Origin of the sequence: Leisingera sp. McT4-56, from assembly GCF_020514995.1 — a bacterium.
GTDB lineage: Bacteria > Pseudomonadota > Alphaproteobacteria > Rhodobacterales > Rhodobacteraceae > Leisingera > Leisingera aquaemixtae_A.
On the sequence record NZ_JAJALF010000019.1, the window covers coordinates 1 to 25122 of the forward strand.

Annotated in this window: 28 protein-coding genes; 13 read left to right on the forward strand and 15 right to left on the reverse strand. The window is 64.7% G+C overall.

Features of this window, described 5'->3' with window-relative positions; all coding sequences use genetic code 11:
* From LHL23_RS17675 to LHL23_RS17685, 3 genes are all read right to left on the reverse strand, one after another.
* Positions 1-141: GTP-binding protein (locus LHL23_RS17675; protein WP_264181279.1), on the reverse strand; the 141-nt coding region annotated here is incomplete at its 3' end.
* A gap of 125 nt (positions 142-266) precedes the next feature.
* Positions 267-866 carry a hypothetical protein gene (locus LHL23_RS17680; protein WP_226430913.1) on the reverse strand — a complete coding sequence of 200 codons (600 nt, stop codon included), beginning with the start codon at positions 864-866 and terminating at the stop codon, positions 267-269.
* 129 nt (positions 867-995) lie between these two features.
* The gene (locus LHL23_RS17685) at positions 996-3344 is read right to left on the reverse strand and encodes a DNA topoisomerase IV subunit A (RefSeq protein ID WP_226430914.1); all 2349 of its coding nucleotides are present in this window, start codon (positions 3342-3344) and stop codon (positions 996-998) included.
* Positions 3345-3575: 231 nt separating this feature from the next.
* Here LHL23_RS17685 and LHL23_RS17690 point away from each other — a divergent pair, with 231 nt between their 5' ends.
* The 6 genes from LHL23_RS17690 to LHL23_RS17715 all read left to right on the forward strand — a co-directional run bounded on the left by LHL23_RS17690 (position 3576) and on the right by LHL23_RS17715 (position 7921).
* Entirely contained in the window at positions 3576-4214 is a 639-nt protein-coding gene (locus tag LHL23_RS17690) for an SH3 domain-containing protein (RefSeq protein WP_226430915.1), read from the forward strand.
* A 35-nt stretch (positions 4215-4249) separates the two neighbouring features.
* The gene (locus tag LHL23_RS17695) at positions 4250-5080 is read left to right on the forward strand and encodes an SDR family NAD(P)-dependent oxidoreductase (protein WP_226430916.1); all 831 of its coding nucleotides are present in this window, start codon (positions 4250-4252) and stop codon (positions 5078-5080) included.
* Positions 5081-5153: 73 nt separating this feature from the next.
* A complete protein-coding gene (locus LHL23_RS17700) occupies positions 5154-5357 on the forward strand; it encodes a twin transmembrane helix small protein (RefSeq protein ID WP_222481618.1) in 204 nt (67 codons plus the stop codon).
* A gap of 6 nt (positions 5358-5363) precedes the next feature.
* Positions 5364-5936: a cob(I)yrinic acid a,c-diamide adenosyltransferase gene (locus LHL23_RS17705; RefSeq protein WP_226430917.1), complete on the forward strand. Its 573-nt coding sequence runs from the start codon at positions 5364-5366 to the stop codon at positions 5934-5936.
* A gap of 297 nt (positions 5937-6233) precedes the next feature.
* Positions 6234-6992: an electron transfer flavoprotein subunit beta/FixA family protein gene (locus LHL23_RS17710; protein ID WP_222481614.1), complete on the forward strand. Its 759-nt coding sequence runs from the start codon at positions 6234-6236 to the stop codon at positions 6990-6992.
* Positions 6992-7921, forward strand: coding sequence for an electron transfer flavoprotein subunit alpha/FixB family protein (locus LHL23_RS17715; RefSeq protein ID WP_222481611.1), 930 nt, complete (start codon positions 6992-6994; stop codon positions 7919-7921). Before LHL23_RS17710 ends, LHL23_RS17715 begins: the two co-directional genes overlap by 1 nt.
* Positions 7922-7997: 76 nt before the next feature.
* Here the strand turns inward: LHL23_RS17715 and LHL23_RS17720 are convergent, their stop codons facing one another.
* Entirely contained in the window at positions 7998-8819 is an 822-nt protein-coding gene (locus LHL23_RS17720; RefSeq protein ID WP_226430918.1) for a DUF6473 family protein, read from the reverse strand.
* Positions 8820-8972: 153 nt separating this feature from the next.
* Here LHL23_RS17720 and LHL23_RS17725 point away from each other — a divergent pair, with 153 nt between their 5' ends.
* The gene (locus LHL23_RS17725; RefSeq protein ID WP_222481608.1) at positions 8973-9848 is read left to right on the forward strand and encodes a 3-hydroxybutyryl-CoA dehydrogenase; all 876 of its coding nucleotides are present in this window, start codon (positions 8973-8975) and stop codon (positions 9846-9848) included.
* Between the two features lie 69 nt (positions 9849-9917).
* Here the strand turns inward: LHL23_RS17725 and LHL23_RS17730 are convergent, their stop codons facing one another.
* The 7 genes from LHL23_RS17730 to LHL23_RS17760 are packed head-to-tail and all read right to left on the reverse strand — an operon-like array spanning position 9918 to position 15321.
* Positions 9918-10811 (reverse strand): lysophospholipid acyltransferase family protein, encoded by an 894-nt coding sequence (locus LHL23_RS17730; protein WP_226430919.1) that lies wholly within the window; start codon positions 10809-10811, stop codon positions 9918-9920.
* 32 nt (positions 10812-10843) lie between these two features.
* Complete coding sequence (locus LHL23_RS17735; RefSeq protein WP_019296580.1) at positions 10844-11113, reverse strand: HPr family phosphocarrier protein; 270 nt, start codon at positions 11111-11113, stop codon at positions 10844-10846.
* Positions 11114-11521 (reverse strand): PTS sugar transporter subunit IIA, encoded by a 408-nt coding sequence (locus tag LHL23_RS17740; protein ID WP_226430920.1) that lies wholly within the window; start codon positions 11519-11521, stop codon positions 11114-11116.
* Positions 11522-11530: 9 nt separating this feature from the next.
* The gene (rapZ, locus tag LHL23_RS17745; RefSeq protein WP_222481601.1) at positions 11531-12409 is read right to left on the reverse strand and encodes an RNase adapter RapZ; all 879 of its coding nucleotides are present in this window, start codon (positions 12407-12409) and stop codon (positions 11531-11533) included.
* The gene (locus LHL23_RS17750) at positions 12402-12839 is read right to left on the reverse strand and encodes an HPr kinase/phosphorylase (RefSeq protein ID WP_226430921.1); all 438 of its coding nucleotides are present in this window, start codon (positions 12837-12839) and stop codon (positions 12402-12404) included. Before LHL23_RS17750 ends, rapZ begins: the two co-directional genes overlap by 8 nt.
* 14 nt (positions 12840-12853) lie before the next feature.
* Positions 12854-14566 carry a sensor histidine kinase gene (locus tag LHL23_RS17755; RefSeq protein WP_226430922.1) on the reverse strand — a complete coding sequence of 571 codons (1713 nt, stop codon included), beginning with the start codon at positions 14564-14566 and terminating at the stop codon, positions 12854-12856.
* Positions 14567-14616: 50 nt separating this feature from the next.
* Positions 14617-15321: a response regulator transcription factor gene (locus LHL23_RS17760; RefSeq protein ID WP_222481596.1), complete on the reverse strand. Its 705-nt coding sequence runs from the start codon at positions 15319-15321 to the stop codon at positions 14617-14619.
* Positions 15322-15671: 350 nt separating this feature from the next.
* Here LHL23_RS17760 and LHL23_RS17765 point away from each other — a divergent pair, with 350 nt between their 5' ends.
* Together LHL23_RS17765 and LHL23_RS17770 are read left to right on the forward strand one after the other, a co-directional pair.
* Positions 15672-17270, forward strand: coding sequence for a phosphoenolpyruvate carboxykinase (locus LHL23_RS17765; protein WP_222481594.1), 1599 nt, complete (start codon positions 15672-15674; stop codon positions 17268-17270).
* Positions 17271-17446: 176 nt separating this feature from the next.
* The gene (locus LHL23_RS17770) at positions 17447-18130 is read left to right on the forward strand and encodes a methyl-accepting chemotaxis protein (RefSeq protein WP_226430923.1); all 684 of its coding nucleotides are present in this window, start codon (positions 17447-17449) and stop codon (positions 18128-18130) included.
* On the opposite strand, the gene dgt is transcribed toward LHL23_RS17770, so the two are convergent.
* From dgt to LHL23_RS17785, 3 genes are all read right to left on the reverse strand, one after another.
* A complete protein-coding gene (gene dgt, locus LHL23_RS17775; RefSeq protein ID WP_226430924.1) occupies positions 18121-19482 on the reverse strand; it encodes a dGTP triphosphohydrolase in 1362 nt (453 codons plus the stop codon). The genes LHL23_RS17770 and dgt overlap by 10 nt on opposite strands.
* 63 nt (positions 19483-19545) lie before the next feature.
* Complete coding sequence (locus LHL23_RS17780) at positions 19546-20442, reverse strand: cation diffusion facilitator family transporter (RefSeq protein WP_226430925.1); 897 nt, start codon at positions 20440-20442, stop codon at positions 19546-19548.
* Between the two features lie 19 nt (positions 20443-20461).
* Complete coding sequence (locus LHL23_RS17785) at positions 20462-21229, reverse strand: sulfite exporter TauE/SafE family protein (RefSeq protein WP_226430926.1); 768 nt, start codon at positions 21227-21229, stop codon at positions 20462-20464.
* Between LHL23_RS17785 and LHL23_RS17790 the strand changes: the two genes are divergently transcribed.
* From LHL23_RS17790 to LHL23_RS17805, 4 genes are all read left to right on the forward strand, one after another.
* Positions 21228-21371 (forward strand): hypothetical protein, encoded by a 144-nt coding sequence (locus LHL23_RS17790; protein ID WP_226430927.1) that lies wholly within the window; start codon positions 21228-21230, stop codon positions 21369-21371. The two genes, LHL23_RS17785 and LHL23_RS17790, sit on opposite strands and share 2 nt — an antisense overlap.
* A gap of 3 nt (positions 21372-21374) precedes the next feature.
* Positions 21375-23060 (forward strand): acyl-CoA dehydrogenase family protein, encoded by a 1686-nt coding sequence (locus LHL23_RS17795; RefSeq protein ID WP_222481584.1) that lies wholly within the window; start codon positions 21375-21377, stop codon positions 23058-23060.
* 186 nt (positions 23061-23246) lie between these two features.
* Entirely contained in the window at positions 23247-23921 is a 675-nt protein-coding gene (locus LHL23_RS17800; protein WP_413229485.1) for an SGNH/GDSL hydrolase family protein, read from the forward strand.
* Positions 23922-24009: 88 nt separating this feature from the next.
* The gene (locus tag LHL23_RS17805) at positions 24010-24402 is read left to right on the forward strand and encodes an META domain-containing protein (RefSeq protein WP_226430929.1); all 393 of its coding nucleotides are present in this window, start codon (positions 24010-24012) and stop codon (positions 24400-24402) included.
* On the opposite strand, the gene recO is transcribed toward LHL23_RS17805, so the two are convergent.
* On the reverse strand, positions 24386-25111 hold the full coding sequence (recO, locus tag LHL23_RS17810) for a DNA repair protein RecO (RefSeq protein ID WP_226430930.1): 726 nt from the start codon (positions 25109-25111) through the stop codon (positions 24386-24388). The two genes, LHL23_RS17805 and recO, sit on opposite strands and share 17 nt — an antisense overlap.
* Between the last annotated feature and the right edge of the window lie 11 nt (positions 25112-25122).

Consider the following 25122-nt stretch of genomic DNA (forward strand, 5'->3'; position numbering starts at 1 on the left):
GCCGTCGATCTGGTCGTAGGCTTTGAAGTCACCGAAGTATTTGGTGATAGCCGCGGTCAGAGTGGTCTTGCCGTGGTCAACGTGGCCAACGGTGCCGATATTGACGTGCGGTTTATTACGTTCAAACTTTTCCTTAGCCATTGCTTAGGCGCCCTTTTGAAATGAGGGGTCGCTTGCCGACCCGGTTTCCTCTGCGCCGGCGGATTATTTGGTTTGCCGGCAAAAATCAACCCGTTCCTGCTTGACAGCAGCGGTTTTCGCAGGGCTCAGCCAGCCGGTGCCGCTTTGGCCACAGCCGCGTCCGTGCCGCTGCCGCTTTCCGCCGCCGCGCGGGGGGCAAACCAGCCCTCCGCTTCGTGCTGTTCGGCCATCCATTCCTCGACCTTGTCGGCGATATTGACCGCCAGACCCTGGATCTGCTCCTGCTTGGTGCGGGCATGGCCGGAGCCCAAGAGCGCGCTTTCGCCGGTGGTGCTTTCGAAGATTTCCATCTGGTGCTTCTTGGCGAGGAATTTCTCCTGCGCCACGTCGTAGACAAAGACGTTCACCACCACCGCGCTTTTGGGGGAGAACAGCACCGGCACCCCGGCGGGCGCCAGCATGAAGCCTTCGAGCGTCACCGCCACGTCGTACTCCTGCGCGCCCTCGTAGCGGCGCAGGCGGGTGTTCAGCGCGTTCTCGATCGGGGCGGTCCATTCGCTGTGGTCGGCGTCGCGCGACATCGGCCATTGCAGCGCCTTTTCGGTATAGACATGAGTCACGCGGGCCTGGAACGCGCCCAGATCCTCCGGCGCCTCATCCAGGCGGGTTTCACCGCAGGCGGCAAGCAAGGCCAACGCAGCCAGCATGGAAAGAATGCGGATCATGGAAATCCCCCAAGAGAAATTCGGTCCCGCCCAGATAGCCGGGAGCGGCGGTTAGGGTAAAGGCCCGGAAGCAGCAACCCCCGCGCCGGTGGCGCGGGGGGCACAGGCAGGCGGCAGCTTTCTGCCGCCCTACTTGAACTTGTAGTTGCGCGGGAAGCCGTGCGGCGGGCGCTTGCCGACGCCGGCGCGCTTGCCGAGCCACTGGGTGAGGTCAGCCTCGTGGCGGGTCTTGCCGCCGCCCATTTCCCACTTGAGCCCGTCGTCCCAGTTGAAAGTGGTGATATCGCTGAGGCCGCCGTCCAGTTCCAGCGAGCCCTGCTTGCCGCGGGCCATGTTGTATTTCTGCAGGCGCACGCCCTTGCCGCGGGTCAGCTCGGGCATTTCCTCGACTGCGAAAACCAGGAACTTGCCGTTCTCGGAGACCACGGCGACGTGGTCGCCCTCGACGGGGATGCAGATCTTGGCGCGCTCGTCGTCCTTGACGTTCAGCACCTGCTTGCCGCTGCGGGTCTGGGCGACGATTTCCTTTTCGGCGCAGATGAAGCCGTTGCCCGCATCCGAGGCGACCAGCAAGCGGCCTTCGGGGTTGTGGATCAGGAGATCGACGATCTCGGCCTCGTTCGGCAGGTCGACCATCAGGCGCAGCGGTTCGCCCATGCCGCGCCCGCCCGGCAGGTTGGCGGCCGACAGGGTGTAGAAGCGGCCGTTGGAGCCGAACACCAGGAGGCGGTCGGTGGTTTCGGCGTGGAAGATGAAGCGCGGGCCGTCGCCGTCCTTGAACTTCAGTTCGCGACCCAGGTCGATATGGCCGGTCATCGCCCGGATCCAGCCCATCTGGGAGCAGACCACGGTGATCGGCTCGCGGTCGATCATCGCCTCCAGCGGCACGTCTTCCACTTCGCCTGCTTCGGCAAACAACGTGCGGCGGGCGCCGCCTGCGTAGTCCTTGCCGAACTGCTTCTTGGTTTCCTTCAGCTGTTCGGAGATGCGGGACCACTGCAGGTCTTCGGAGGCCAGCAGTTCGACCAGCCCGGCGCGCTCTTCGCGCAGGGCGTCGCGTTCGCGGACCAGTTCGATCTCTTCCAGTTTGCGCAAGCTGCGCAGGCGCATGTTGAGGATCGCCTCGGCCTGCACCTCGGTCAGCTCGCCGGTGCCGGGGGCCGGAGAGACATACTCAGCCTCGGTGAAGGCGCGGGGGTGGTCCTTGCTCCAGTCCTCGCGGATCAGCGCTGCCTTGGGGTCCTCGTCATAGCGGATGATGTCGATCACCCGATCGAGGTTCAGGAAGGCAATGATGAAGCCCTCCAAGACCTCCAGCCGGTGGTCGATCTTTTCCATCCGGTGGCGTGAGCGGCGCTGCAGCACGTCGCGGCGATGGTCTAGGAAGGCGCGCAGCACCTCCTTCATCGAGCAGACCTTGGGGGTCACACCGTCGATCAGCACGTTCATGTTGAGGCTGAAGCGGATTTCCAGGTCCGAATTGCGGAACATCATGTTCATCAGAACCTCGGGGTCCACGTTCTTGGACTTGGGTTCCAGGATGATGCGGATGTCGTCCGCCGATTCGTCGCGCACGTCGGCGAGGATCGGCACCTTCTTGGTCTGGATCAGCTCGGCGATCTTCTCGATCAGCTTGGACTTCTGGACCTGATAGGGGATTTCGGTGACAACGACCTGCCACTGGCCGCGGCCCAGGTCCTCGACCTCATGCTTGCAGCGCAGGCGGAAGGAGCCGCGGCCGGTGCTGTAGGCCTTGGCGATGTTTTCCTTGGGCTCGACGATGATGCCGCCGGTCGGGAAGTCCGGGCCGGGCACGTAGTTCAAGAGCGTGTCGTCGCGGGCGTCGGGCGTCCGGATCAGATGCAGGCAGGCGTCGATCAGCTCGGCAATGTTGTGCGGCGGGATGTTGGTCGCCATGCCCACCGCGATGCCGGCCGCGCCGTTGGCCAGGATGTTCGGGAAGGTCGCGGGCAGCACCGCCGGCTCAGTGAGGCGGCCGTCGTAGTTGTCGCGGAAATCGACCGAATCCTCGTTGAGGCCTTCCAGCATCGCCTCGGCCACAAAGGTCATCCGCGCCTCGGTGTAGCGCGAGGCCGCCGGGTTGTCGCCGTCGATGTTGCCGAAGTTGCCCTGGCCGTCGACCAGCGGGTAGCGGACGTTGAAGTCCTGCGCCAGGCGCGCCATCGCGTCATAGATCGCGGCGTCGCCGTGGGGGTGGAAATCGCCCATGGTGTCGCCGGAAATCTTGGCCGACTTCAGAAAGCCGCCGGTGGAGCTGAGGCGCAGGCGGTTCATCGCATAGAGGATGCGCCGGTGCACCGGCTTCAGCCCGTCGCGGGCGTCGGGCAGCGCCCGGTGCATGATGGTGCTGAGCGCATAGGTCAGATAGCGCTCGCCAATGGCGCGGCGCAGCGGTTCCAGGATTTCACCCTGTTCGGGGGCAGACGGCATGTCGGGATCTTCTACCAGGTCGGTCATGAAATCGTGATACTGCCGCCGCCGGAATTGGTAAAGCGGGCGCGCGCGAATTTCACGAGGTGCAGCGCGGCGCCAACGCATTGCGGGGGAGAATACGCGCGACTCTCCCCTGTTTCCCCGCCGTTAACTTGCCCTAGATAGAAGGGAACCAGGCAGCCGCGCCGCGCGTTTACTTCCAAACCAATGCAATTCAGTGCAGCTGCCCGCGTGGTGGTACTAGGGGGACCTGTTATGTCGCGTTTTATTTTTGTGTCTTTCGCTTTTCTGGGCTGGGGCTTTTATGAGCTGAGCGGAGGTACGGATTTCACGCCGCCTGAACGGCCGGAGCCGGTGGCCGCCGCTGAACCAGCCGCCCAAGCGCCGAAGCCCGCAAGAATCACCGCAGCATCGCTGGCCGCGCAGCCGGTCCTGACCCGGCGCACCGAAGCCCCGGCACCTGCCCGCCCGGCAGCGGACCCGAACTTGCGCCAGCGTGTGGCCGCCAGCCACTTGGTCAGCGCATCCGGTGTGCTGGCATCGACGCAGACAGCGTTTTCGGCGGCCGCAGAACCCGCGGGATTGCAGCTTGCCTCGCTGGATGGCGGGCTGGCGGCAATTGCCGCCGCGCCGGCCCCGCTGGCACCGGAGACGGCTGCGGCACCCGCCTCACCCGCTCCCGAAACCTATATCGACCGCCGCAGCATCCGCGCTTCGCGCGTGAACATGCGCCAGGGGCCGGGCACCAATTATCCGGTGATTGCCCGCCTGCTCGGCGGCGAGGAAGTGATCGTGTTCGAGGACAGCGGCACCGGCTGGCTGCACCTTCGGGCGCCCGGCAAGGGTAAGGTGGGCTGGATTGCCGCTTCCCTGGTGAGCAAGAAACGCCCATAACTGCACCGGAGTTTTCCGGGCAGAAGGGCACAACTGTGAAAAAGTCGATTCTGATTACGGGCTGCTCCTCCGGCATCGGCCTGGATGCGGCCCGCGGCATGCGCGCGCGCGGCTGGCGGGTGTTTGCCTCCTGCCGGCAGCAGCGCGACTGCGACCGGATGCGGGCCGAAGGATTCGAGAGCCCGCGCATCGACTATACCGACCCGGAAAGCATCACCGCAGGCCTGGCCGAGGTGCTGGAGGCCACCGGAGGCACCCTGGATGCACTGTTCAACAACGGTGCGCACGGGCTGCCCGGCGCGGTGGAGGATCTGCCGACAGACGGGCTGCGCACGATTTTCGAGGCCAATTTCTTTGGCTGGCACGAGCTGACCCGGCAGGTGATTCCGGTGATGCGCAAGCAGGGGCACGGGCGGATCGTGCAAAACTCCTCGATCCTGGGCTTTGTCACCTTCCCCTGGCGCGGCGCCTATGTGGCGACGAAATACGCGCTGGAAGGGCTGACCGACACCCTGCGGGTGGAGCTGCAGGGCAGCGGCATCCATCTGGTGCTGATCGAGCCGGGACCGGTCACATCGAAGATCCGCGAGAATTCCATCCCGCATTTCGAGCGCTTCATCGACTGGAAGGCGTCGCCGCTGCGCGAACTCTACGAAACCCGGCTGCTGAAGCGGCTTTACGAAAGCAGCGGCCCGGACCGGTTTGAGCTGCCGGCCTCTGCCGTGACGGCCAAGCTGGCCCATGCCTGCGAATCCCGGCGCCCGCGGCCGCGCTATTACGTGACCACCCCGACCCATATCGCGGGATTCCTGCGCCGCATCCTGAGCACCCGGGCAATTGACCGCATCCTGGTGCGGCTCGGCTGACGCATTTGCGGTCGCCAATGGCCCGGCCTCAAGTTAGATGAAGGCAACGGAATAAACGCGCGTGGGGGACAGGATGAGCGATCCGCTGTATTATCTGGCACTGGCAGCCGTGGCGGCTGTGGTTGTGGCGCTGGTCATCGGCATTGGCGGCTTTGGCAAGGGCGGCGAGTTCAACCGCCGCAATGCAAACAAGATGATGCGGCTGCGCATCCTGTTCCAGTTCGTTGCGGTGGTGCTGGTGCTGACCTACGTCTATCTGCGCAACCAGGGAGGATAAGCGGCGATGGTCGTTCTGAACAAGATTTACACCCGTACCGGCGACAAGGGTGAAACCGCGCTCGGCAACGGCGAGCGGGTGGCCAAGCATTCGGCGCGGGTCAATGCCTATGGCACCTCGGATGAGCTGAACTCCTTTGTCGGCGTCGCCCGGCTGGAAGCGGACGGCGAAATGGATGCGGCGCTGGCGCGCATCCAGAACGATCTGTTCGACCTGGGCGCCGACCTGTGCCGGCCGGAGATGGAAAAGGACGCCGATGCCGAATACCCGCCGCTGCGGGTTGCGGCGGCGCAGGTCGAGCGGCTGGAGGCCGAGATCGACGTCATGAATAAGGATCTGGAAGCGCTGCGCAGCTTCATCCTGCCCGGCGGATCCAAGCTGGCGGCGCATCTGCATGTCTGCCGCACCGTGGCACGCCGCGCCGAGCGCCTGGCCACCGACCTCAGCACAACTGAGGACGTGAACCAGGCGGCGGTGAAATACCTGAACCGCCTTTCCGACTGGTTCTTTGTTGCCGCCCGCACCGCCAACAACGGCGGCAAGGACGATGTTCTGTGGGTGCCCGGCGCCAACCGCTGAGGGCCCCTGCCCCGGCTTGATCGCGGTCTGATTCGCCCTTTGGCGCCGGATTTTTGCGAATCCGGCGTCAAACGCGTCATGCAGGCCGCCTGCGCCCTGCCGTCGCGGCAGGTGGATTTCCCACCGGAAACATTCTTGCAAAAATGATGTTCCAAATGAGCAAACGCGACGTCGGCGTGCGCTAACGTGACGATTTTGCCCTGTTGCAGGCGCACACCAGCCGGTATCAACGCTGCGAGAGCATAGAGGGGGAGTCGCCCTGGGGCGGCTTGCCGTTTGTTAAGGAGAGAACGCAAAATGAAGGTACTTGTGCCTGTCAAACGCGTGATTGACTACAACGTGAAGGTCCGCGTCAAAGCGGACGGCAGCGGTGTCGATCTCGCCAACGTGAAAATGTCGATGAACCCCTTCGACGAAATCGCTGTCGAAGAAGCCATCCGCCTGAAAGAAGCCGGCAAGGCTGACGAGGTGGTTGCGGTTTCGATCGGCGTGAAGCAGGCCCAGGAAACCCTGCGCACCGCGCTGGCAATGGGCGCGGACCGCGCCATCCTCGTGGTTGCTGCCGACGACGTGCACACCGACATCGAGCCGCTGGCCGTTGCGAAAATCCTGGCCAAAGTGGTCGAGGAAGAGCAGCCCGGCATCGTGCTCTGCGGCAAGCAGGCGATCGACAACGACATGAACGCAACCGGCCAGATGCTGTCGGCGCTGCTGGGCTGGTCCCAGGGCACCTTCGCCTCCGAGCTGGACATCGAAGGCGAAAGCGCCAAGGTGACCCGCGAGGTCGACGGCGGCCTGCAGACCATCTCTGTGAAGATGCCCGCCATCATCACCGTGGACCTGCGCCTGAACGAGCCGCGCTATGCGTCGCTGCCGAACATCATGAAGGCGAAGAAAAAGCCGCTGGACGAGAAAACCGCCGCCGACTACGGCGTCGACGTCACCCCGCGCCTGGAAATCGTCAAGACCGAAGAGCCGCCGGCACGCGCCGCAGGCATCGTGGTCGGTTCGGTGGACGAGCTGGTTGAGAAACTCAAAGAAGCGGGGGCTGTGTAATGGCTGTTCTTCTCCTTGCTGAAGTGACCGACGGCGCGCTGGCGCTGGACGCGACCGCAAAAGCCGTTGCCGCTGCCTCCAAGCTGGGCGACGTGACCGTTCTGGCCGCCGGCGCCTCCGCTGCCGCGGCTGGCGAAGAAGCTGCCAAGATCGCAGGCGTTGCCAAGGTGCTGGTCGCCGAGGACGCATCGCTGGGCCACCGCCTGGCGGAGCCGACCGCGGCGCTGATCGCAGGCCTGGCCTCCGACTATGAGCACATCGTTGCTCCGGCCACCACCGACGCCAAGAACGTTCTGCCGCGCGTTGCAGCGCTGCTGGACGTGATGGTGATCTCGGACGTGTCCGGCGTTGTCGACGGCAACACCTTCGAGCGCCCGATCTATGCCGGCAACGCAATCCAGACCGTGAAGTCCAGCGACGCCAAGAAAGTCGTCTCCTTCCGCACCGCGTCTTTCGACGCGGCCGGCGAAGGCGGCTCGGCATCGGTCGAGACCATCTCGGCTGCTGACAACCCCGGCCTGTCCGAGTGGATCGAAGACAAGGTTGCCGCAAGCGACCGTCCCGAGCTGACCTCGGCCGGCATCGTTGTCTCCGGCGGCCGCGGCGTCGGCTCCGAGGAAGACTTCAAACTGATCGAAAACCTGGCCGACAAGCTGGGCGCCGCTGTTGGCGCATCCCGCGCGGCTGTCGACTCGGGCTATGCCCCGAACGACTGGCAGGTGGGTCAGACCGGCAAGGTTGTTGCACCGGACCTGTATGTTGCCATCGGTATCTCCGGCGCCATTCAGCACCTGGCCGGCATGAAGGACTCCAAGGTCATCGTGGCGATCAACAAGGACGAAGAAGCACCGATCTTCCAGGTTGCGGACTTTGGCCTGGTTGCCGACCTGTTCGAAGCCGTCCCGGCCCTGACCGAGAAACTGGGCTGAGCCCAGCCGGTCAGCTGACCAAAAGGAAGGCCCGCCATCTGGCGGGCCTTTTTCCGTTCGGGCGGTTCGGGCGGTGTTATCTGCGCAGCAGCGGGTCCAGATCGCGGGCCAGCGCCTCTGCGATTTTCAGGTGTTCCTTGGGGCCGATCATGTGCCGCGCAGCCGGCAGTTCCATCGGGCCGAAAATCATGCCGGAGATGTCCTGCGCCGCTGCAGCAGATGCAGCCTTGATCTCCAGGATGCCCTGCACCTTGGGGCGCAGCGCCTCAGCCATGGCGCGGTCGACCAGCACCGGCTCCTCCGGGAAGCCGGCACCGGCGTCCAGCTCGTAGCGCAGCCACAACAGCAGAACGCGGCCGTCCAGCTGGTCGATCAGCGCCGTCATCCGCTCCACCCAGCTGCGCTGAAGCTGGTCGCGCACCTGCTCGAACCGCTGGGCCGAGATGTCGCGCAGGGTGCACAGCAGGTGCTTGTTGAAGTGGAACTCCGTGAAGTCGACCTCAGGATACAGCGTCTTAAGCGCGGGATGGGCCTGCAGGAACCGGTCGTTGCGGCGCGGATGCACCCGGTAATAGGGGTTTGAGATATTTTGCGCCCCGAGCATCTGCACCACGGTCAGCCGGGCCTTGCGGGCAACTTCGATCAGGGTGTCGTCCTGCGCAAAACTGTCCAGGCCCGCATTCACGCTGCCCAGGTTGACGCAGTCCACCCCCAGCCGGGCCTGCAGCGAGTCGACAAACGGAAATTCAACGAATCGCCCGTAGACTTCGGTTCCGCCGAGGAAGGCAACGTAGGGTTCATCCAGGGGCTTCCGCGGCCCCCGCACCAGCAGTCTGGATTGACCATACCTGCACGGTTCCCCCGCAAGCGCCCCCGCGCTTTTGAGTTCATAGCTCATAGTACCACCAATTTTTCACCCGAGACTCACTCTGGCGGGCAAGCATTGCAATTTCCCTAAAGTGAGAATTTGCCTCAAATCCGGGCCAGCTACCCTTGTGTCTGCCCTTCCCCGGCCAGTAAGGTTGCCGCAGATATTTCAGGAGCCTGAGGCATGGAAATTCAGAAGGTTGGAGTGATCGGCGCCGGGCAGATGGGCAATGGCATTGCCCATGTCATGGCGCTGGCCGGGTATGATGTTGTGCTGAATGATGTCAGCCAGCAGGCGCTGGACGGGGCGCTGAGCCTGATCCACAAGAACATGGAGCGCCAGGCCGGCAAGGGAAAGATCACCGAGGCGGACATGAAGGAGGCGCTGGCGCGCATCCAGCCCTCGCTGAAACTGGCGGACGTGGGCGCAACCGATCTGGTGATCGAGGCGGCGACCGAGCGGGAGACCGTGAAACAGGCGATTTTCGAAGACCTGCAGCCGCACCTGCAGCCGCATACGATCCTGACCTCGAACACCTCCTCGATCTCGATCACCCGGCTGGCCAGCCGCACCGACCGCCCCGAGCGCTTCATGGGGTTCCATTTCATGAACCCGGTGCCGGTGATGCAGCTGGTGGAGCTGATCCGCGGCATCGCCACCGACGAGCCGACCTTCAACGCCTGCCAGGAAGTGGTGGCGCGGCTGGGCAAGACCTCGGCCAGCGCCGAGGATTTCCCGGCCTTCATCGTCAACCGCATCCTGATGCCGATGATCAACGAGGCGGTCTATACGCTCTATGAGGGCGTGGGGTCGGTGAAGTCGATCGACGAATCGATGAAGCTGGGCGCCAACCACCCGATGGGGCCGCTGGAGCTGGCGGATTTCATCGGCCTGGACACCTGCCTGGCGATCATGAACGTGCTGCACGACGGCCTGGCGGACACCAAGTACCGCCCCTGCCCGCTGCTGACCAAATACGTCGAGGCGGGCTGGCTGGGCCGCAAGACCCAGCGCGGGTTCTATGACTACCGCGGCGAGGTGCCGGTCCCGACCCGGTAACTGCCCGGACAGAACAAAGAAGCGCCCCGCGGGGCGCTTTTTCGTTTGCGGCAGCGTGATCAGGCGGGCTCAGCCCTGCTTGCCGAGGCTCAGCGTGTGCTCGCGCAGCCAGGCCATGAAGCCGCGCGGATCGGTGTGCAGCTGCTCCATCTGCTCATCCGTCAGCGGCTTGCCGACCACCGGTGCCTGCGGCTTGTTGCAGGAGCGGACGATCTCGTGCAGCAGCAGGCCTTGGCGCAGGATCGGCGAGACCTGGCAGGCGATCTGGTACCAGCGCGAGTTCGAGCCGGGGAAGTAGATCGGCACCACCCGGGCGCCGGAACGGCGGATCAGCTGGGCGGTGAAAACGTTCCATTCGCGCTCTACTGCGGGGCCGAACCAGCTGTCAGAGGACATCACCACGCCGGACGGGAACAGCGCCACGGCGCCGCCTTCCTTGAGGAACGCCATGGTCTTGGCCCGCATGTCCACCATCTTGCGCTGCGCTTCGGGGTCATGCGGGAAGGGCACCGGGATCATGAAGGAGGTTGCGGCCTCGTCCAGGCCGGTAAGCACCGAGCGGGTCAGAATCCGGTAGTCCAGGCGGCGGCGGCCGATGAGATCGGCAAAGATCATGCCGTCGACCATCCCGTGCGGGTGGTTGGCGACGATCACCACCGGGCCGTCGGCGGGGATATTTTCGATCTGCTCCTGCGGGGTCTGCAGGTCGATGCCCATGATGTTGAGCGCGCCGCGCCAGAACTTCTGGCCGCGGTAGTTTGCGTTCTGCTTCTCGAACCGGTTGACCATGCGCAGAATCGACAGTTTGCCGGTCAGCCATTCGATGGTCTTGATTGCCAGCGACGTCCAGCGGTCGTCGAAAGAATTGGCATAGGTCAGCGTGCGCCGGTCATAGACCTCGCCGGTCTGATCAGCGGTCTCCGGCGCGACGCCGGTATTCCTGTCGTGTGCGGTATCCGCCAATGTGCCTTATCCCGTTCCGCTGCCGGCGCGGCCTAGTAGCCCTCGCCGAACTTGTCGGCCACCAGGGCCTCCAGCGCATGCGCCAGCGCATCAGCATCGGGCCCCGAGGTCTCGACGTCAATAGTCGTTCCTTTCGAGGCTGCCAACATCAAAAGGCCCATAATGCTGTCGCCGGACGCGGACATTCCGTCCTTCAGCACCTCCGCGGTGGCGTCAAACGCTTCGACCACCTCCACCAGCTTGGCGGAGGCGCGGGCGTGCAGCCCCTTTTCATTGATGATTTTCAGCGTCTTCAGAGCCATTTAATGTGCCTGCTCCCCGTCAGGGTTTACGTTCTGGGCGTTGATGTACTTGCGCCCGGCCTCCATCGCCTGCCGCACCGCGTCGGCAACCGGCAGATGGCGGGATTTTGCCAGTTTGATCAGCATGGGCAGGTTGGCGCCATAGAGGATTCGCCGGTCCGCGGGCGCGCAGGCCTTGAGACTGAGGTTGGAGGGCGACCCGCCGAACAGATCGGTCACCACCACAACACCGCCGCCGCTGTCGACCTTGTTGGCTGCCGCGCAAATCTCGTCCTGCTTGGCGGCCCGGTCGTCGTCCGGGCCGATGGCGATGGCCATCAGGCTGGGCTGCGGACCCACGACGTGTTCCACCGCGGCGAGGTACTCCCTAGCCAGTCCGCCATGCGCTACAATCACAATCCCGATCAACCCGGCCTCTCACTTCTTTTGCTGGCCTTGCAGCTCGCGGTGTCTAATTGACACTTGCAGGCCGTCTTCCGCAAGGGCCTTGGCCAGGGTTTCCGCCATTGTGACCGATCTGTGCTGGCCGCCGGTACAGCCGAAGGCGATGGAAAAATGCGACTTTCCTTCCTCGCGGTAGGCCGGCAGCAGCAGACGGGTCAGATCCAGCACCCGGTCGAAGAACGGGGCGAAGCGGTCATCCGCCTTGACGTAGGCCTGCACCGCGGCATCGGTTCCGTTGCGCTGGCGCAGCTCCGGCTTCCAGTACGGATTGGCCAGGAACCGGCAGTCGAACACCATGTCGATGCCATGCGGCATGCCGCGCTTGTAGGAGAAGCTTTGCACCGACAGCGCCAGGGTGCGCCCGCCGGGGGCGAACCAGCGTTCGATCTCTGCCTTCAGCTGGTGGACGTTCATGTCGGAGGTGTCCAGCAGGATATCGGCGCGGTCGCGGATCAGCGCCATCAGATCCAGCTCGCGGCGCACCCCTTCCGCCGGGGATTCGGCGGGTGCCAGCGGGTGGCGACGGCGGGTCTCGGAGTAGCGGCGCAGCAGCACGTCGGGGTGCGAATCGAGGTAGAGCACGGTCAGCTCCAGCTCGCGGCGGCCGGACAGCATGTCGATCACATCCAACAGCGCGCGCGGCGAGAAATCCCGGTTGCGGCTGTCCAGCCCCAGCGCCATCGGCCGCGGCGCGGCGGCGGCGTCGAACAGGCCTGGCAGCAGCCGCAGCGGCAGGTTGTCGATCGCCTCAAACCCGAGATCCTCGAGCACGTTGATCGCGGTGGTCCGGCCGGCCCCGGAGGGGCCGGTGACCAGAACCGCCGGAACGGCCTTGTTCTTCTGTTCAGGCATCCGGATCCAGTGCTCCGCATCTGAGGAATTGCATCAGGGCGGGGGCGAAATGCGCGCCGTCCACCCGTTTGACCCGGGCGACCTCCTGCCCCAGCAGCCGGGTGGTATGGCGCACCGGCAGGCGTTCGGTCTCGGCCTCGTCCAGATCAGCCAGCAGGGCCACCGGCACCGGGCTGCGGATCTGCGCGTGCAGCAAGCCCATGAAGCGGGCCTCGACCAGGCCGCGGATCGGTTCCGGGGCGCTGGCAACCACCTGCCCGTCCATCCGCCGCAGCAGCACCCGGTCGTCCGCCACCAGCTGGGCGCCATAAGCCATCAGCTGCAGCGCCAGGGCCGACTTGCCCTGGCCGGAGGTGCCGGTGATCAAAAGCCCCCGCCCCTCCAGCGCGACGCAGGAGGCATGCAGAATGAGGCTTTGTGTTTCAGGCATGGGCTAAATCGGCTTCAGACAGGCAAGCCTACCACAAAACGCGCGCCAAGCGGCTCAGAAGTGACGTCAGCCTCGGTGGGACGGATGTTTTCGGCCCAGATCACGCCGCCATGCGCCTCGACGATCTGCTTGGAGATCGCCAGGCCGAGGCCCGAGTTATTGCCGAAATGCTCCACCGGGCGCTGCGAGTAGAAGCGTTTGAAGATCTTCGACAGCGCCTGGTCCGGGATGCCGGGGCCGGTGTCCTCGACCACCACCAGAACCCGGTTGGCGCGGCGGCGTGCCCAGACGCGGATGGCGTCGCCTTCCTCGCAGAAGGAAATGGCGTTGGTGATCAGGTTGACAAAGACCTGCGCCAGCCGCGCCTCCAGGCCCTGCAGCAGAATCGGCTGGGCGGGCAGATCGGTGATGTAGTCGATCCCCTTGGCGCGGGCGTCTTCGCCCAGGTACTGGTTCAGGTTGCCCAGCATCGCTAGCAGGTCGAAATCCTCTTCCTCCTCCTTCACCAGCTCGGCGTCGAGCCGCGAGGCGTTGGAGATGTCGCTGACCAGCCGGTCGAGGCGGCGCACGTCGTGCTCGATCACGTCCATCAGCTTTTCGCGCTGGTCGTCGCGGCGGACCATGCGCAGGGTGCCAACCGCAGATTGCAGGCTCGCCAGCGGGTTCTTGATCTCATGCGCGACGTCGGCCGCAAACTGCTCGTTGCTGTCGATCCGGGAATACAGCGCCTTGACCATGCCGCGCAGGGCACGGCTGAGGCGGCCGATTTCGTCGGGGCGGGCCGACAGGTCCGGGATCCGGATCCGGCCCGGGTTGGATTTGCGGCTGCCGCGCTCGCGGCCGAGCTCAGCCGCCTCTGCCAGATCGGCGAGCGGGTTGGCAATGGTGGAGGCCAGCACCAGGCTGAGGCCGACAGATACCAGCAGGGCCACCACGAACATCTGCAGCACCCGCTCCTGCTCGCCGCGCACCAGCGCGTCCACCTCGCCGGTGGGCGAGGTCAGGGCAATCACCCCGACGGCGGTGCCGTTGTGCATGATCGGGGTGGCCGCGGAAATCACCCGGCTGCCGCCGGTGTCCACCACGGTTTCAACCCCGGTGCCGCCGTTCATCGCCCGGTCGACCAGCCCGCTGAGGCGGGTCTCCAGCGACAGGCCGCCGGCGGCAGGGTCGGCGTCCGGCGCGCCGCCGTCGGCAATCCCCCACAGGCGCGACAGCGCATCGCTGATCAGCGTCGGGCGCTTGCCGCTGTCATTGAGCACGTTCAGGGCATCGCTGCGGTCCACGCCCTTGATGCTGGAAATCAGGTTGCCGGTGGTGTCGAACACAAAGGCCTCGACCCCGCCGCGCAGGCTGAGGCCGGCCAGCGTGTCCTCCACCTGGATGCCGTCGCCGGCGGCAAAGCTGACGGCCCCCGCGGCCGGCATCTCCGCCTCGAACACATCTGCGGCCAGCATCGCCTCCGACACAAGCGCGCCGGCGCGCTGCTGCACCAAGCTTTGCCGCGACGAGTTCAGGTAGAGGATGCCCGCGACCAGGATGATCAGCGCAATCAGGTTGAAGGTGATGATCTTGCGGGTCAGCGGCGAGCCCTTGAGCGACAACAGCCCCCGGCGGGCGCGCTTGACCTGCATTTCCCGCGCGACCGACTGATCGGGGGTGACCCAGTCCTCCCCCAGAACCACATCGCCGTCCTGCTGGCGTTGCATAACACTGGTATCGCGCATCCGCGCCGCTCCCCTGGCCGGGGGCACTTGGCCCCGCTTAGATGTGCCGCTTATTCTTCATTATAACGGTAACCGATACCATAAAGGGTTTCGATCGCCGCAAAATCCGAATCCGCGCTGCGCATCTTCTTGCGCAGGCGCTTGATATGGCTGTCGATGGTGCGGTCGTCCACATAGACCTGGTCATCATAGGCCACGTCCATCAGCTGGTCGCGGCTTTTGACAAAGCCGGGCCGCTGGGCGAGCGCCTGCAGCAGCAGGAATTCGGTCACCGTCAGCGACACGTCCTTGCCCTTCCAGCTGACCGCGTGGCGCAGCGGGTCCATCCGCAGGTTGCCGCGCTCCATCACCTTGGCCTCGGGCGAGGCGCTGCCGGCGGCATCGCTGCTGATCGCCTCCTGGCGGCGCAAGAGCGCCCGGATCCGTTCCACCAGCAACCGCTGCGAAAACGGTTTCTTGACGTAATCGTCCGCGCCCATGCGCAGGCCCAGCACCTCGTCGATCTCATCGTCCTTGGAGGTGAGGAAGATCACCGGCATCTGGGTTTTCTGGCGCAGCCGCTGCAACAGGTCCATGCCGTCCATGCGCGGCATCTTGATGTCCAGCACGGCCATATCCGGAAGCTTCTTGTTGAATGCATCCAGCGCGGCCTGGCCGTCGTTATACGTTTCGACCTCGAAGCCCTCGGCCTCAAGCGTCATGGAAACCGATGTCAGGATATTCCTGTCATCGTCAACCAAAGCAATCTTCGACATCGGAATTGCCCCTAATCTGCTCTGTTCTGTTTGTTTTTACCACTTTCATCGCCGTTATAGTGCGCCGAATCAATCCCATTTGAAGAATCGGGGCTATCTTTGGGCCCGATTAGGGCAAAAATACCTTAGCGCCAGCTGAACAGAGCCAAACATTCAGGCAGCTGCCTGCGGCGAAATCAATGGTTGCGCTAAACATTGGCTTGGTGGCGCTAACTAGATGAAACCGGCCTGTTCACCGCCTAAAACGCCATGTTAAGACCTTCGCACCGGCAGCGATGCCGTTTCTATTGCCCCATTGGCGCAGCCGCGCAGCCTGCGTGCCGCCCGCGCCGCCACAGGAGAAAAAACGCATGACATCTGGACGGGTTAACCCGCAATTCCGCCTCGAAGATCAGGGCATCGAGGGTCTGGGCAATGTCTATTACAACTTCATGGAGCCGGCGCTGATCGAAGCCGCGCTGCAGCGCGGCGAAGGCACGCTGGGCAATGGCGGCGCCTTCCTGGTCACCACCGGCAAATTCACCGGCCGCTCGCCCAAGGACAAGCATGTCGTCAAAACCGACAGCGTGCGCGACACCATCTGGTGGGACAACAACGCGGCGATGAGCGCCGAGGGCTTTGACGCACTCTATGCCGACATGCTGGAGCACATGAAGGGCAAGGACTACTACGTCCAGGACCTGGTGGGCGGTGCCGACCCGGCGCATGCGATCAACGTCCGCATGGTGACCGAGCTGGCCTGGCACAACCTGTTCATCCGCACCATGCTGCGCCGTCCGGACCGCGAAGACCTGGATGATTTCATCGCCGATTTCACCGTCATCAACTGCCCCAGCTTCCAGGCCGACCCCAAGCGGCACGACTGCCGCAGCGAGACGGTCATCGCGATGAACTTCGACAAGAAGATGATCCTGATCGGCGGCACCGAATACGCGGGCGAAAACAAGAAATCGGTGTTCACCCTGCTGAACTACCTGCTGCCTGAAAAAGGCATCATGCCGATGCACTGCTCCGCCAACCACGCCAAGGGCAACCCGGTCGATACCGCCGTGTTCTTTGGCCTCTCGGGCACCGGCAAGACCACCCTGTCGGCCGACCCGGACCGGGTGCTGATCGGCGATGACGAGCATGGCTGGGCCAATAACGGCACCTTCAATTTCGAGGGCGGCTGCTATGCCAAGACCATCAACCTGAACCCCGAGGCAGAGCCGGAAATCTACGCCACCACCTCCAAGTTCGGCACCGTGATCGAGAACATGGTGTTCGACCCGGAGACCAAGGAGCTGGATTTCAACGACGACAGCCTGACGGCCAACATGCGCTGCGCCTACCCGCTGCATTACATCTCCAATGCATCGTCCAGCGCCCGCGGCGGCCACCCGAAGAACATTATCATGCTGACCTGCGATGCCTTCGGCGTGCTGCCCCCGATCGCGCGGCTGACCCCGGCGCAGGCGATGTACCACTTCCTGTCCGGCTTCACCTCCAAGGTGGCCGGCACCGAGCGCGGCGTGACCGAGCCGGAGCCGACCTTCTCCACCTGCTTCGGCGCGCCGTTCATGCCGCGCCGCCCGGAGGTTTACGGCAACCTGCTGCGCGAGAAGATCGCCCAGCACGGCGCCACCTGCTGGCTGGTGAACACCGGCTGGACCGGCGGCGCCTATGGCACCGGCAGCCGGATGCCGATCAAGGCAACCCGCGCGCTGCTGACCGCGGCACTGGACGGCTCGCTGGCGGATGCGGAATTCCGCAAGGACGCGAACTTCGGCTTTGACGTGCCGGTCAACGTGCCGGGCGTGCCGGAACTGCTGCTGGATCCGCGCCGCACCTGGGACGACAAGGACGCCTACGACACCCAGGCGGCCAAGCTGGTGCAGATGTTCTCTGACAACTTCGAGCAGTACCTGCCGTTCATTGACGAGGACGTGAAGGCCGCAGCCATCGGCTGACGCTTCGCAAATTCCTCTGAGTAAAGAAAACCCCGGCCTTTTGGCTGGGGTTTTTCATTTCAGGAAATAAAATTTCACGGAAACCATTTCTTAACCCTTTCCTCCGCAAATTTTCCGCAAGCACAGCTTTGCGGCTGTTTCTTTCAGATTTGCGCCGCACCCAGGGAGGGGCCAGAATGGACAAAGAGGCTTTGACAGTTTTCAACAGCATTTTCAGCTCCGGCAGCGCCTTTGTGTACCGCTGCGCCAATGACGAGAATTTCACGATGCAGTTCATGGCCGGGCAGGTCGAGAAGCTGTGCGGCTGCCCGAAATCAGACATTATTGGAAATTCGAAGGTGTCATACGTCGGCTTGACCCATGCCGACGACATTGATCGCGTTTATGCCGACGTGGACGCCGCCATAGAAGCCGGGGAGAACTGGGACGTTGCCTACCGGCTGCACCGGGCCGACGGCTCAGCCGCCTGGGTCCGCGAGCGCGGCAACGCAGTCTACGACGACAGCGGAGAGATGGTTTTCCTCGAAGGGCTGGTGGTGGATGCCTCGGCCGAAGTCAGCCTGCGCAAGCAGCTGGAAGTCACCCTGCAGAAGACCGAAGCGGACAATGCCGAAATCCTGAAATTGGCAGAGAACATCCTGCGGTCGGTACAGAAACTGTCCATTCTGGCCATCAACGCGGGAATCGAGGCTGCCCGGGCCGGGAAAGCCGGCCAAGGTTTTGCCTTTCTGGCGCGTGAGATCAAGGCGCTGGCGGACGAGAACAACGCCTGGGCAAACCGGATCACCGATCAGATGGCGGGCCGCGACAGCGCGGCCCGGGAAAAGATCATGCGCGCCAGGGAAGCCGATCAGGCCTGAAGGGACCCGGAAACCATGTCCCGGACCTTGACCGCGTAGCGGTCGGTCATGCCGGAGACGAAATCCGCCAGCGAATGCATGGCGGTATATGGGTCCTCCACCCCGCGCAGGTCCAGGTCCACGGCGCGGATCAGCTGTGCCCAGTGGGGATGCTCCTTGCCGAGCCTGGCCGGGTCCCAGCCGCAGGCGGCAAGGTCAGTGTACAGCCCGTGGAAGTGATCAAGGATGCGGTGCAGGACCTGGCGGCCCGCGACCTCAAGCTCTGTCTTGCGGCGGGCGGCAAAGATCCGCTCCACCGACAGGCGCTGCAGCTCGGCAAAGGCGTCGGCCTTGGCGGATGCGCCGATCAGGTCACCGTCGAATTCGCCGCTCATGATGGCGTCGTAATTGTCCAGGAAGGCCTGCATGGCGGCGCTGGTGGCGGCGCCGATGGCCAGTGCACGCAACAAGGCGACACGCTCGCCCAGCGGCATTGCGGCGTCTTCCTCGCGGTTGCGCTTGCCGGTGATGTCTTCCAGCACCGCGGCCACGTCCGCGCGGTCCAGATCGCCCACCGCGCCTGCGTCCTCGATATCCATGATCCGGTAGCAGATGTCGTCCGCAGCTTCGACCAGGAAGGCGAGCGGATGGCGGCGGTACCAGCCGGCGCCTTCGCGGATCATGCCGGTGGCGGCGCAGATTTCATCCAGCAGCGCGGTGTCGGAGGCAAAGACGCCGAATTTCTTGAGGCCCGCGTAGGGCGCCGGGCCATCGCCGCAAACGGCATCGCGCACCTGGCGGGTGCAAGGATATTTCAGAAAGGCGGCCAATGTCGCGTAGCTGAGCCGCATACCGCCCTCGCGCCGGGCCATTTCCAGCCGCCCGGCGATGCGCAGGCCCTGGGCGTTGCCCTCGAAATGGGCAAACTCGGCCTGCTGGGCTGCCGGCACCTGAGAGGCCAAGCCCTTGTCTGCGCGGAACTGCATCGCGAACCAGCCGCCGATGCTGTCCTCGCCGGAATGGCCGAAGGGCGGGTTGCCGATGTCATGCAGCAGGCAGGCGGCCTGAACGTGGCCCGCTATGCGCAGCACTTGATCGGGGGTGATGCGGTCTGCCACCAGCAGCGCCTGGCCGACACCGGAACCCAGCGAGCGGCCGACGCTGCAGGTCTCCATGCTGTGAATCATCCGGTGGTGCACGTGGTCGTGGCTGTAAAGCGGGTGCACCTGGGTTTTCTGCGCCAGTCGGCGGAACGGCTCGGAGAACAGGATGCGGTCATAGTCCTGCAGATAGGCCTCGCGCCCCGGGGCTTCGGGATACTCCGGGCGGCACAGCCGCCCCGGGTTCAGCAGCCTGTTCCACTCCATTGCCATGTGCCTGCTCCTTTGCCTGTTTGAGAGCGCTTAAACGGGAGGCGGCAAGGAAATGCAAACGCTTCAGCGCGGCGCGATCCCGGCGGGCTCCAGCTTGTGCTCCGGCTCCACGTGAATCACCACCTGCATGCCCGGGATGGCGGCGCGCAGGGCGGCCTCTAGGCGGTCGCAGATGTCATGGGCGGCGCGCACCGTCATGGCACCATCGACCACCATGTGGAACTCGACAAACAACGCGCGGCCGGCGCGGCGGGTTTTCAGCCCGTGCACCTGCATCGCGCCATTGGCGGTGCGGTGGATGATCTCCTCGATCCGGGCGCGCTCGCCTTCGGGGGCAGCGGTGTCCATCAGGCCGTTCACGGATGCGGCGATCACCAGCCAGCCCTCGCGCAGGATGTTGACGCCGACCAGCAGCGCCAGCAGCGGATCGAGCACCGCCCAGCCGGTGGCAAGCGCCAGCCCCAGCCCCGCCAGCACCCCGGCGGAGGTCCAGACATCGCTCATCAGGTGGCGGCCGCCGGCTGACAGGGCCGGGGATTTCAGCCGCCCGCCTGCGCGCAGCAGAACCCGCGCCCAGGCCAGGTTCACCAGCATCGCCAGCGCGTTCACCCCCATGCCCGCCGCGCCCCAGTCGGCATCACTTGCGCGGGTCAGCGCGCTGATGGCCTCATGCAGGATCACTAGGGCAGCAATCACGATCAGGATGCCCTCGATCACCGCCGAGAAGTATTCGGCCTTGTGGTGGCCGTAGGGGTGGCCTGCATCGGGAGGCCGCTGGGCATAGCGCACCGCGAACCAGGCCATCACCGCGCCGCCGATGTTCACCAGCGATTCCAGCGCGTCCGACAAGAGCGCCACGGAGCCGGTCATCATCCAGGCAGCAACCTTCAGCGCCATGACCGAAAGCGCGACCAGGATGGAACCGGTTGCCAGCTGTTCTGCGCTGAGCCGTTGATGCATGGCGCCCCTGCCCTTCCCGCTACATCAGCAAGCCGCGGCGCAGCAGGTTCAGACCGGCGATCAGCAGCACCACCAGCGTCACCCGCCGGAACAGCGCCTGGTCGATCCGGTCGTGCATCTGCCCGCCGATCCACATGCCCGCCACGGCCGGAACAATCAGCGCCAGTGAGAAAGGCGCGGTTTCCGCCCGCATCACGCCCGACCCGATGTGGGCCACCAGCAGCGCCACCGCGCCGAGACCGTAGATCACCCCCTGAACCCGGATCTGCTCTGTCTTTTCAGTATTCAGGGCCGTGAGGTATGCAACCGTCGGCGGTCCCCAGACGCCGGAAACACCGCCAATCAGACCCGCGATACCGCCCACCACGGCCTCGCTGCGGCGGGAGGGGTTGGAGATGGAGAATGTCATTCCCATCAGTTGGATACAGGCAAAGACCGTGACCGGCAGGCCGATCACCAGGAGCAGCGCCTGCTGCGGCAGCAGCCGCACCGTCTGGGCGCTCAGCAGCAGGCAGACAAGGCCGATCAGCAGAAACACCCGGAACTTGCGGATCGAGGCCGCCGCCGCGCCCGGCCCCTGCCGCAGCGCCTGCATCCCGTTGGTGATCAAGGTGGGCAGGATCAGGCCGGCCAGCGCCAGATCCGGTGCCAGAAACATGCTGAGGCCGGAGATCAGGATCATCGGCATGGCAAAGCCAACCAGCCCCTTGACCGTGCCGGCCAGCAGCGCAATGCCAAAACCCGCTGCCAGCTCTGCCGGGGAAAGAAGCGAAAACAATGCAGTCATGCCTCCGCTCTATCACATCTTCCGCGTGCTGCACGGGCAAAATCAGCACGCAAGATTTGATCCAAATGACGCACCGATGAGTATTTTTGTTGCGCTGCACCTGCAAAATGATTTACCACCGGGCGACCGAAGAAGGATCTGATTCATGGCCCACGACGGACAGGACTTGCATATGAAACCGACTCTCATTCCCGACCTGCTGGCGCTGACCGCCGCATCGCTGGAACCGCTGGACCAGCTGTTTGAGGCCGCGCGCGCCTCGGTCCGGGACATGGTGAGCGAGGAAGGCCGGGTATCCGGCCGCCTGATCGAGGAAAACCAGGTGGCGGCACACGGGCTGTCGTGGCTTGCCACCTACGTCTACTGCCTGCGGCAGATGCAGAAATGGGCGGAGAAGCTGCAGGCCGAGGGCAAGTTCGGCGAGATGGAGCAGCTGATCCACCAGATCGGTTTCGGCGAGTACCTGCTGCAGGTGAGCGGCGGCATCCAGATGAACCAGGGCGAGATCATCCGCCTGCAGGATCTGGGCGTGGGCCAGGAGTCCCTCAGCGGCCTGAATGTGCCTGCGGTGGAAACGCTCTGCGCCCAAGGCAACAGCCAGGCCGCCCGCACCCGGCTGGTGGAGCTGATGGAGGAACAGGCCGGTTCCACCATGTTCGGCAACTCCGGCCTGGAGGAAGAGCTGGAGATGATCCGCGACCAGTTCCGCCGCTACGCGGTGGAGAAGGTCGAGCCGAATGCCCACGAGTGGCACCTGAAGGATGAGCTGATCCCGATGGAAGTGATCGAGGAACTGGCCGAGATGGGCGTCTTCGGCCTGACCATCCCGGAGGAATACGGCGGGTTCGGCCTGTCGAAGGCCTCGATGGTGGTGGTCTCCGAGGAGCTGTCGCGCGGCTATATCGGTGTTGGCTCGCTGGGCACCCGCTCTGAAATCGCGGCGGAGCTGATCCTGTGCGGCGGCACCGACGAGCAGAAGGCCAACTGGCTGCCGAAACTGGCCAGCGCCGAGATCCTGCCGACCGCCGTCTTCACAGAGCCGAACACCGGCTCCGACCTCGGCTCCCTGCGCACCCGCGCGGTGAAGGACGAGAACGGTGATTACAAGATCACCGGCAACAAGACCTGGATCACCCACGCCGCCCGCACCCATGTGATGACTCTGCTGGCGCGCACCGATCCGAACACCACCGACCACCGCGGATTGTCGATGTTCCTGGCGGAAAAGACCCCGGGCACCGACGAGGCCCCCTTCCCCACCCCGGGCATGACCGGCGGCGAGATCGAGGTGCTGGGCTACCGCGGCATGAAGGAATACGAGCTTGGCTTCGACAATTTCCACGTGAAGCAGGAAAACCTGCTGGGCGGCGAGGAGAACAAGGGTTTCAAGCAGCTGATGGAGACCTTTGAATCGGCCCGCATCCAGACCGCGGCCCGTGCCATCGGCGTGGCGCAGTCGGCGCTGGATATCGCCATGCAATACGCGCAGGAGCGCAAGCAGTTCGGCAAGTCGCTGATCAACTTCCCGCGCGTATCAGGCAAGCTGGCGATGATGGCGGTGGAGATCATGATCGCCCGGCAGCTGACCTATTTCTCGGCCTGGGAAAAGGACCACGGCCACCGCTGCGACCTGGAGGCCGGCATGGCCAAGCTCCTGGGCGCGCGGGTTGCCTGGGCGGCCGCCGACAACGGGCTGCAGATCCACGGCGGCAACGGTTTTGCGATGGAATACAAAATCTCCCGCGTGCTGTGCGACGCCCGTATCCTTAACATCTTCGAGGGCGCTGCGGAGATCCAGGCGCAGGTCATTGCCCGCCGCCTGCTGGGCTGAGCGCCGCCAGTTACTACCGCAGGGGAGCAATCCCCTTCTTGCCCGGCGTTCGCGCCGGGCTTTTTTGCGCCGCACGGAACTGCGCTGCATGCGTCCGGCCTGCAACCGCAGCGCAAAATAAATCTGTTTCCGTTTCGGGCTGTTCGCACCCGGGGGAAACCTGTTTATCAAGGGGGCATGACACTTTTGCGCCGCCTCCTTCTGCCGTTTCTGCTTCTGCTGTCCGCCTGCGGCAGTGCGGTGCCGCCGGACCAGTCCCCCCGCATTCTGGCGATGGGGGATTCCCTTCTGGCCTGGCACAGCCTCGCGGGCAATTCCATCTCGGACACGGTGTCGCGGGAATTGCAGGAACCGGTGGTGGACCGTTCGGTTTCAGCCGCGCGGATTCTTTACAAGCTGCCCATATCGGGGGCCGCCGGGATGAACATCGGCAAACAGTACACCCCCGGGGAATGGGACTGGGTGATCGTGAACGGCGGCGGCAACGACCTGTGGCTCGGCTGCGGCTGCTTTGCCTGCGACCGCAAGATGGACAAGCTGATCTCGGCTGACGGGCGCAACGGGGCCATTCCCGCGATGCTGTCGGAGCTGCGCGCGACCGGCGCCAGGGTGATCTATATCGGCTACCTGCGCAGCCCCGGGGTGGGGTCGATGATCGAGCATTGCCGCGACGAGGGCAACGAGTTGGAAGCCCGAATTGGCAGGATGGCGGAACAGGATGAGGGCATCTACTTCCTGTCGAACAAGGACATGGTGCCCTATGGCGACCGTTCCTATCACGCGCTGGACATGATCCACCCGTCAGTCAAGGCCAGCAGCGAGATCGGCCGCAAGGTCGCTGAAATCATTCGCGCGAACTGAGGCTGTGTGACCACTTTCCCGGTTCCGGTCTTGTGTTGCCTGCTGCCGCCTTTCAAACTGCGCCTGTCCATGGCTGCTGGAGGCCCTGATGCGGTGTGCCGCCCTGATCTGTTCCATGCTGCTGGCCAGTGCCTGCACCGGCGATGAAACCCTGTCGGCCTATGGCGCCGCGGGCAAGACGTGGCAGCTGCACAGCATTGATGGCGACCCGTTTGCCGCCGCCGCTACCCTGTCCTTCCCTGAACCCGGCAGGATTGCCGGCCGCGCACCCTGCAACAGCTTTCACGGCGGCCAGACCGCGCCCTATCCCTGGTTCGAGACCGGGCCGCTGGCGGTGACCCGCGCAGCCTGCCCGCAGCTGGCAGAGGAGGCGGTATTTCTCAAGGCGCTGGAGGAAATGTCGCTGTCGGAAGTGTCCGGCGATGTGCTGATCCTCAGCAATGAGGAAGGGCGCGAGATGCTGTTCAAAGCCGGCGGCTGAGCAAATCCAGCAGCCGGCCGCGCGCCTCCGGCGGCGGGTGGTTGCCCAGCGACGGTGCCAGATGCGCCTCCAGGAAATAGCCAGTGGTGCGCAGCGCCAGCACGATTTCGGCATCTTCTGCATCGCCCTGGCCCAGCATCACCGGCGGCAGCGGCAGCAGCCGGTCCGCCCAGCCGCCAGCGCCTTCACGTGAAACAGCCCGCCCCGTTTTCGGCGAGACATAAGCCAGCCCGAAGCGGCTGCCCGTCACGGCGCAGGCCGACAGGTCCAGTCCAAAGCCCATCTCCTCCAAGAGCGCCATCTCCCAGCGCAGGTAGGCGAGCGGCCAGAGCGCCTCATTTCCCAGAAGATCCAGCAGCCGTTCGCTGCGGGTATATAGGTCCGGATGCGGCTCGCGTTCCGGCAAGCAGAAGGACAAGAGCGCGGTGACCGTATTGAGCCCCGCCAGCGCCAGCCGCCCGGACAGCGCCGCCGCCGCCCGGCTGCGCAGCGGTTCGGCGTGGTAGCTGCCGAGGTGATCCTCCAGCCGCGCCCGCCAGGTCACGTCCAGCTGTGCACCGGGCTGCAGGATGGGCGCCATTTTGCGGCTGGCGCCGCCGCGGACCATGCCCGCGTGACGCCCGTGTTCCTCGGTGAAGACGTCAATGATGGCCGAGCTTTCGCCGTGGCGGCGCACCGAAAGCAATATGCCGTGATCACGCCACTCCAACACCGGGCCTC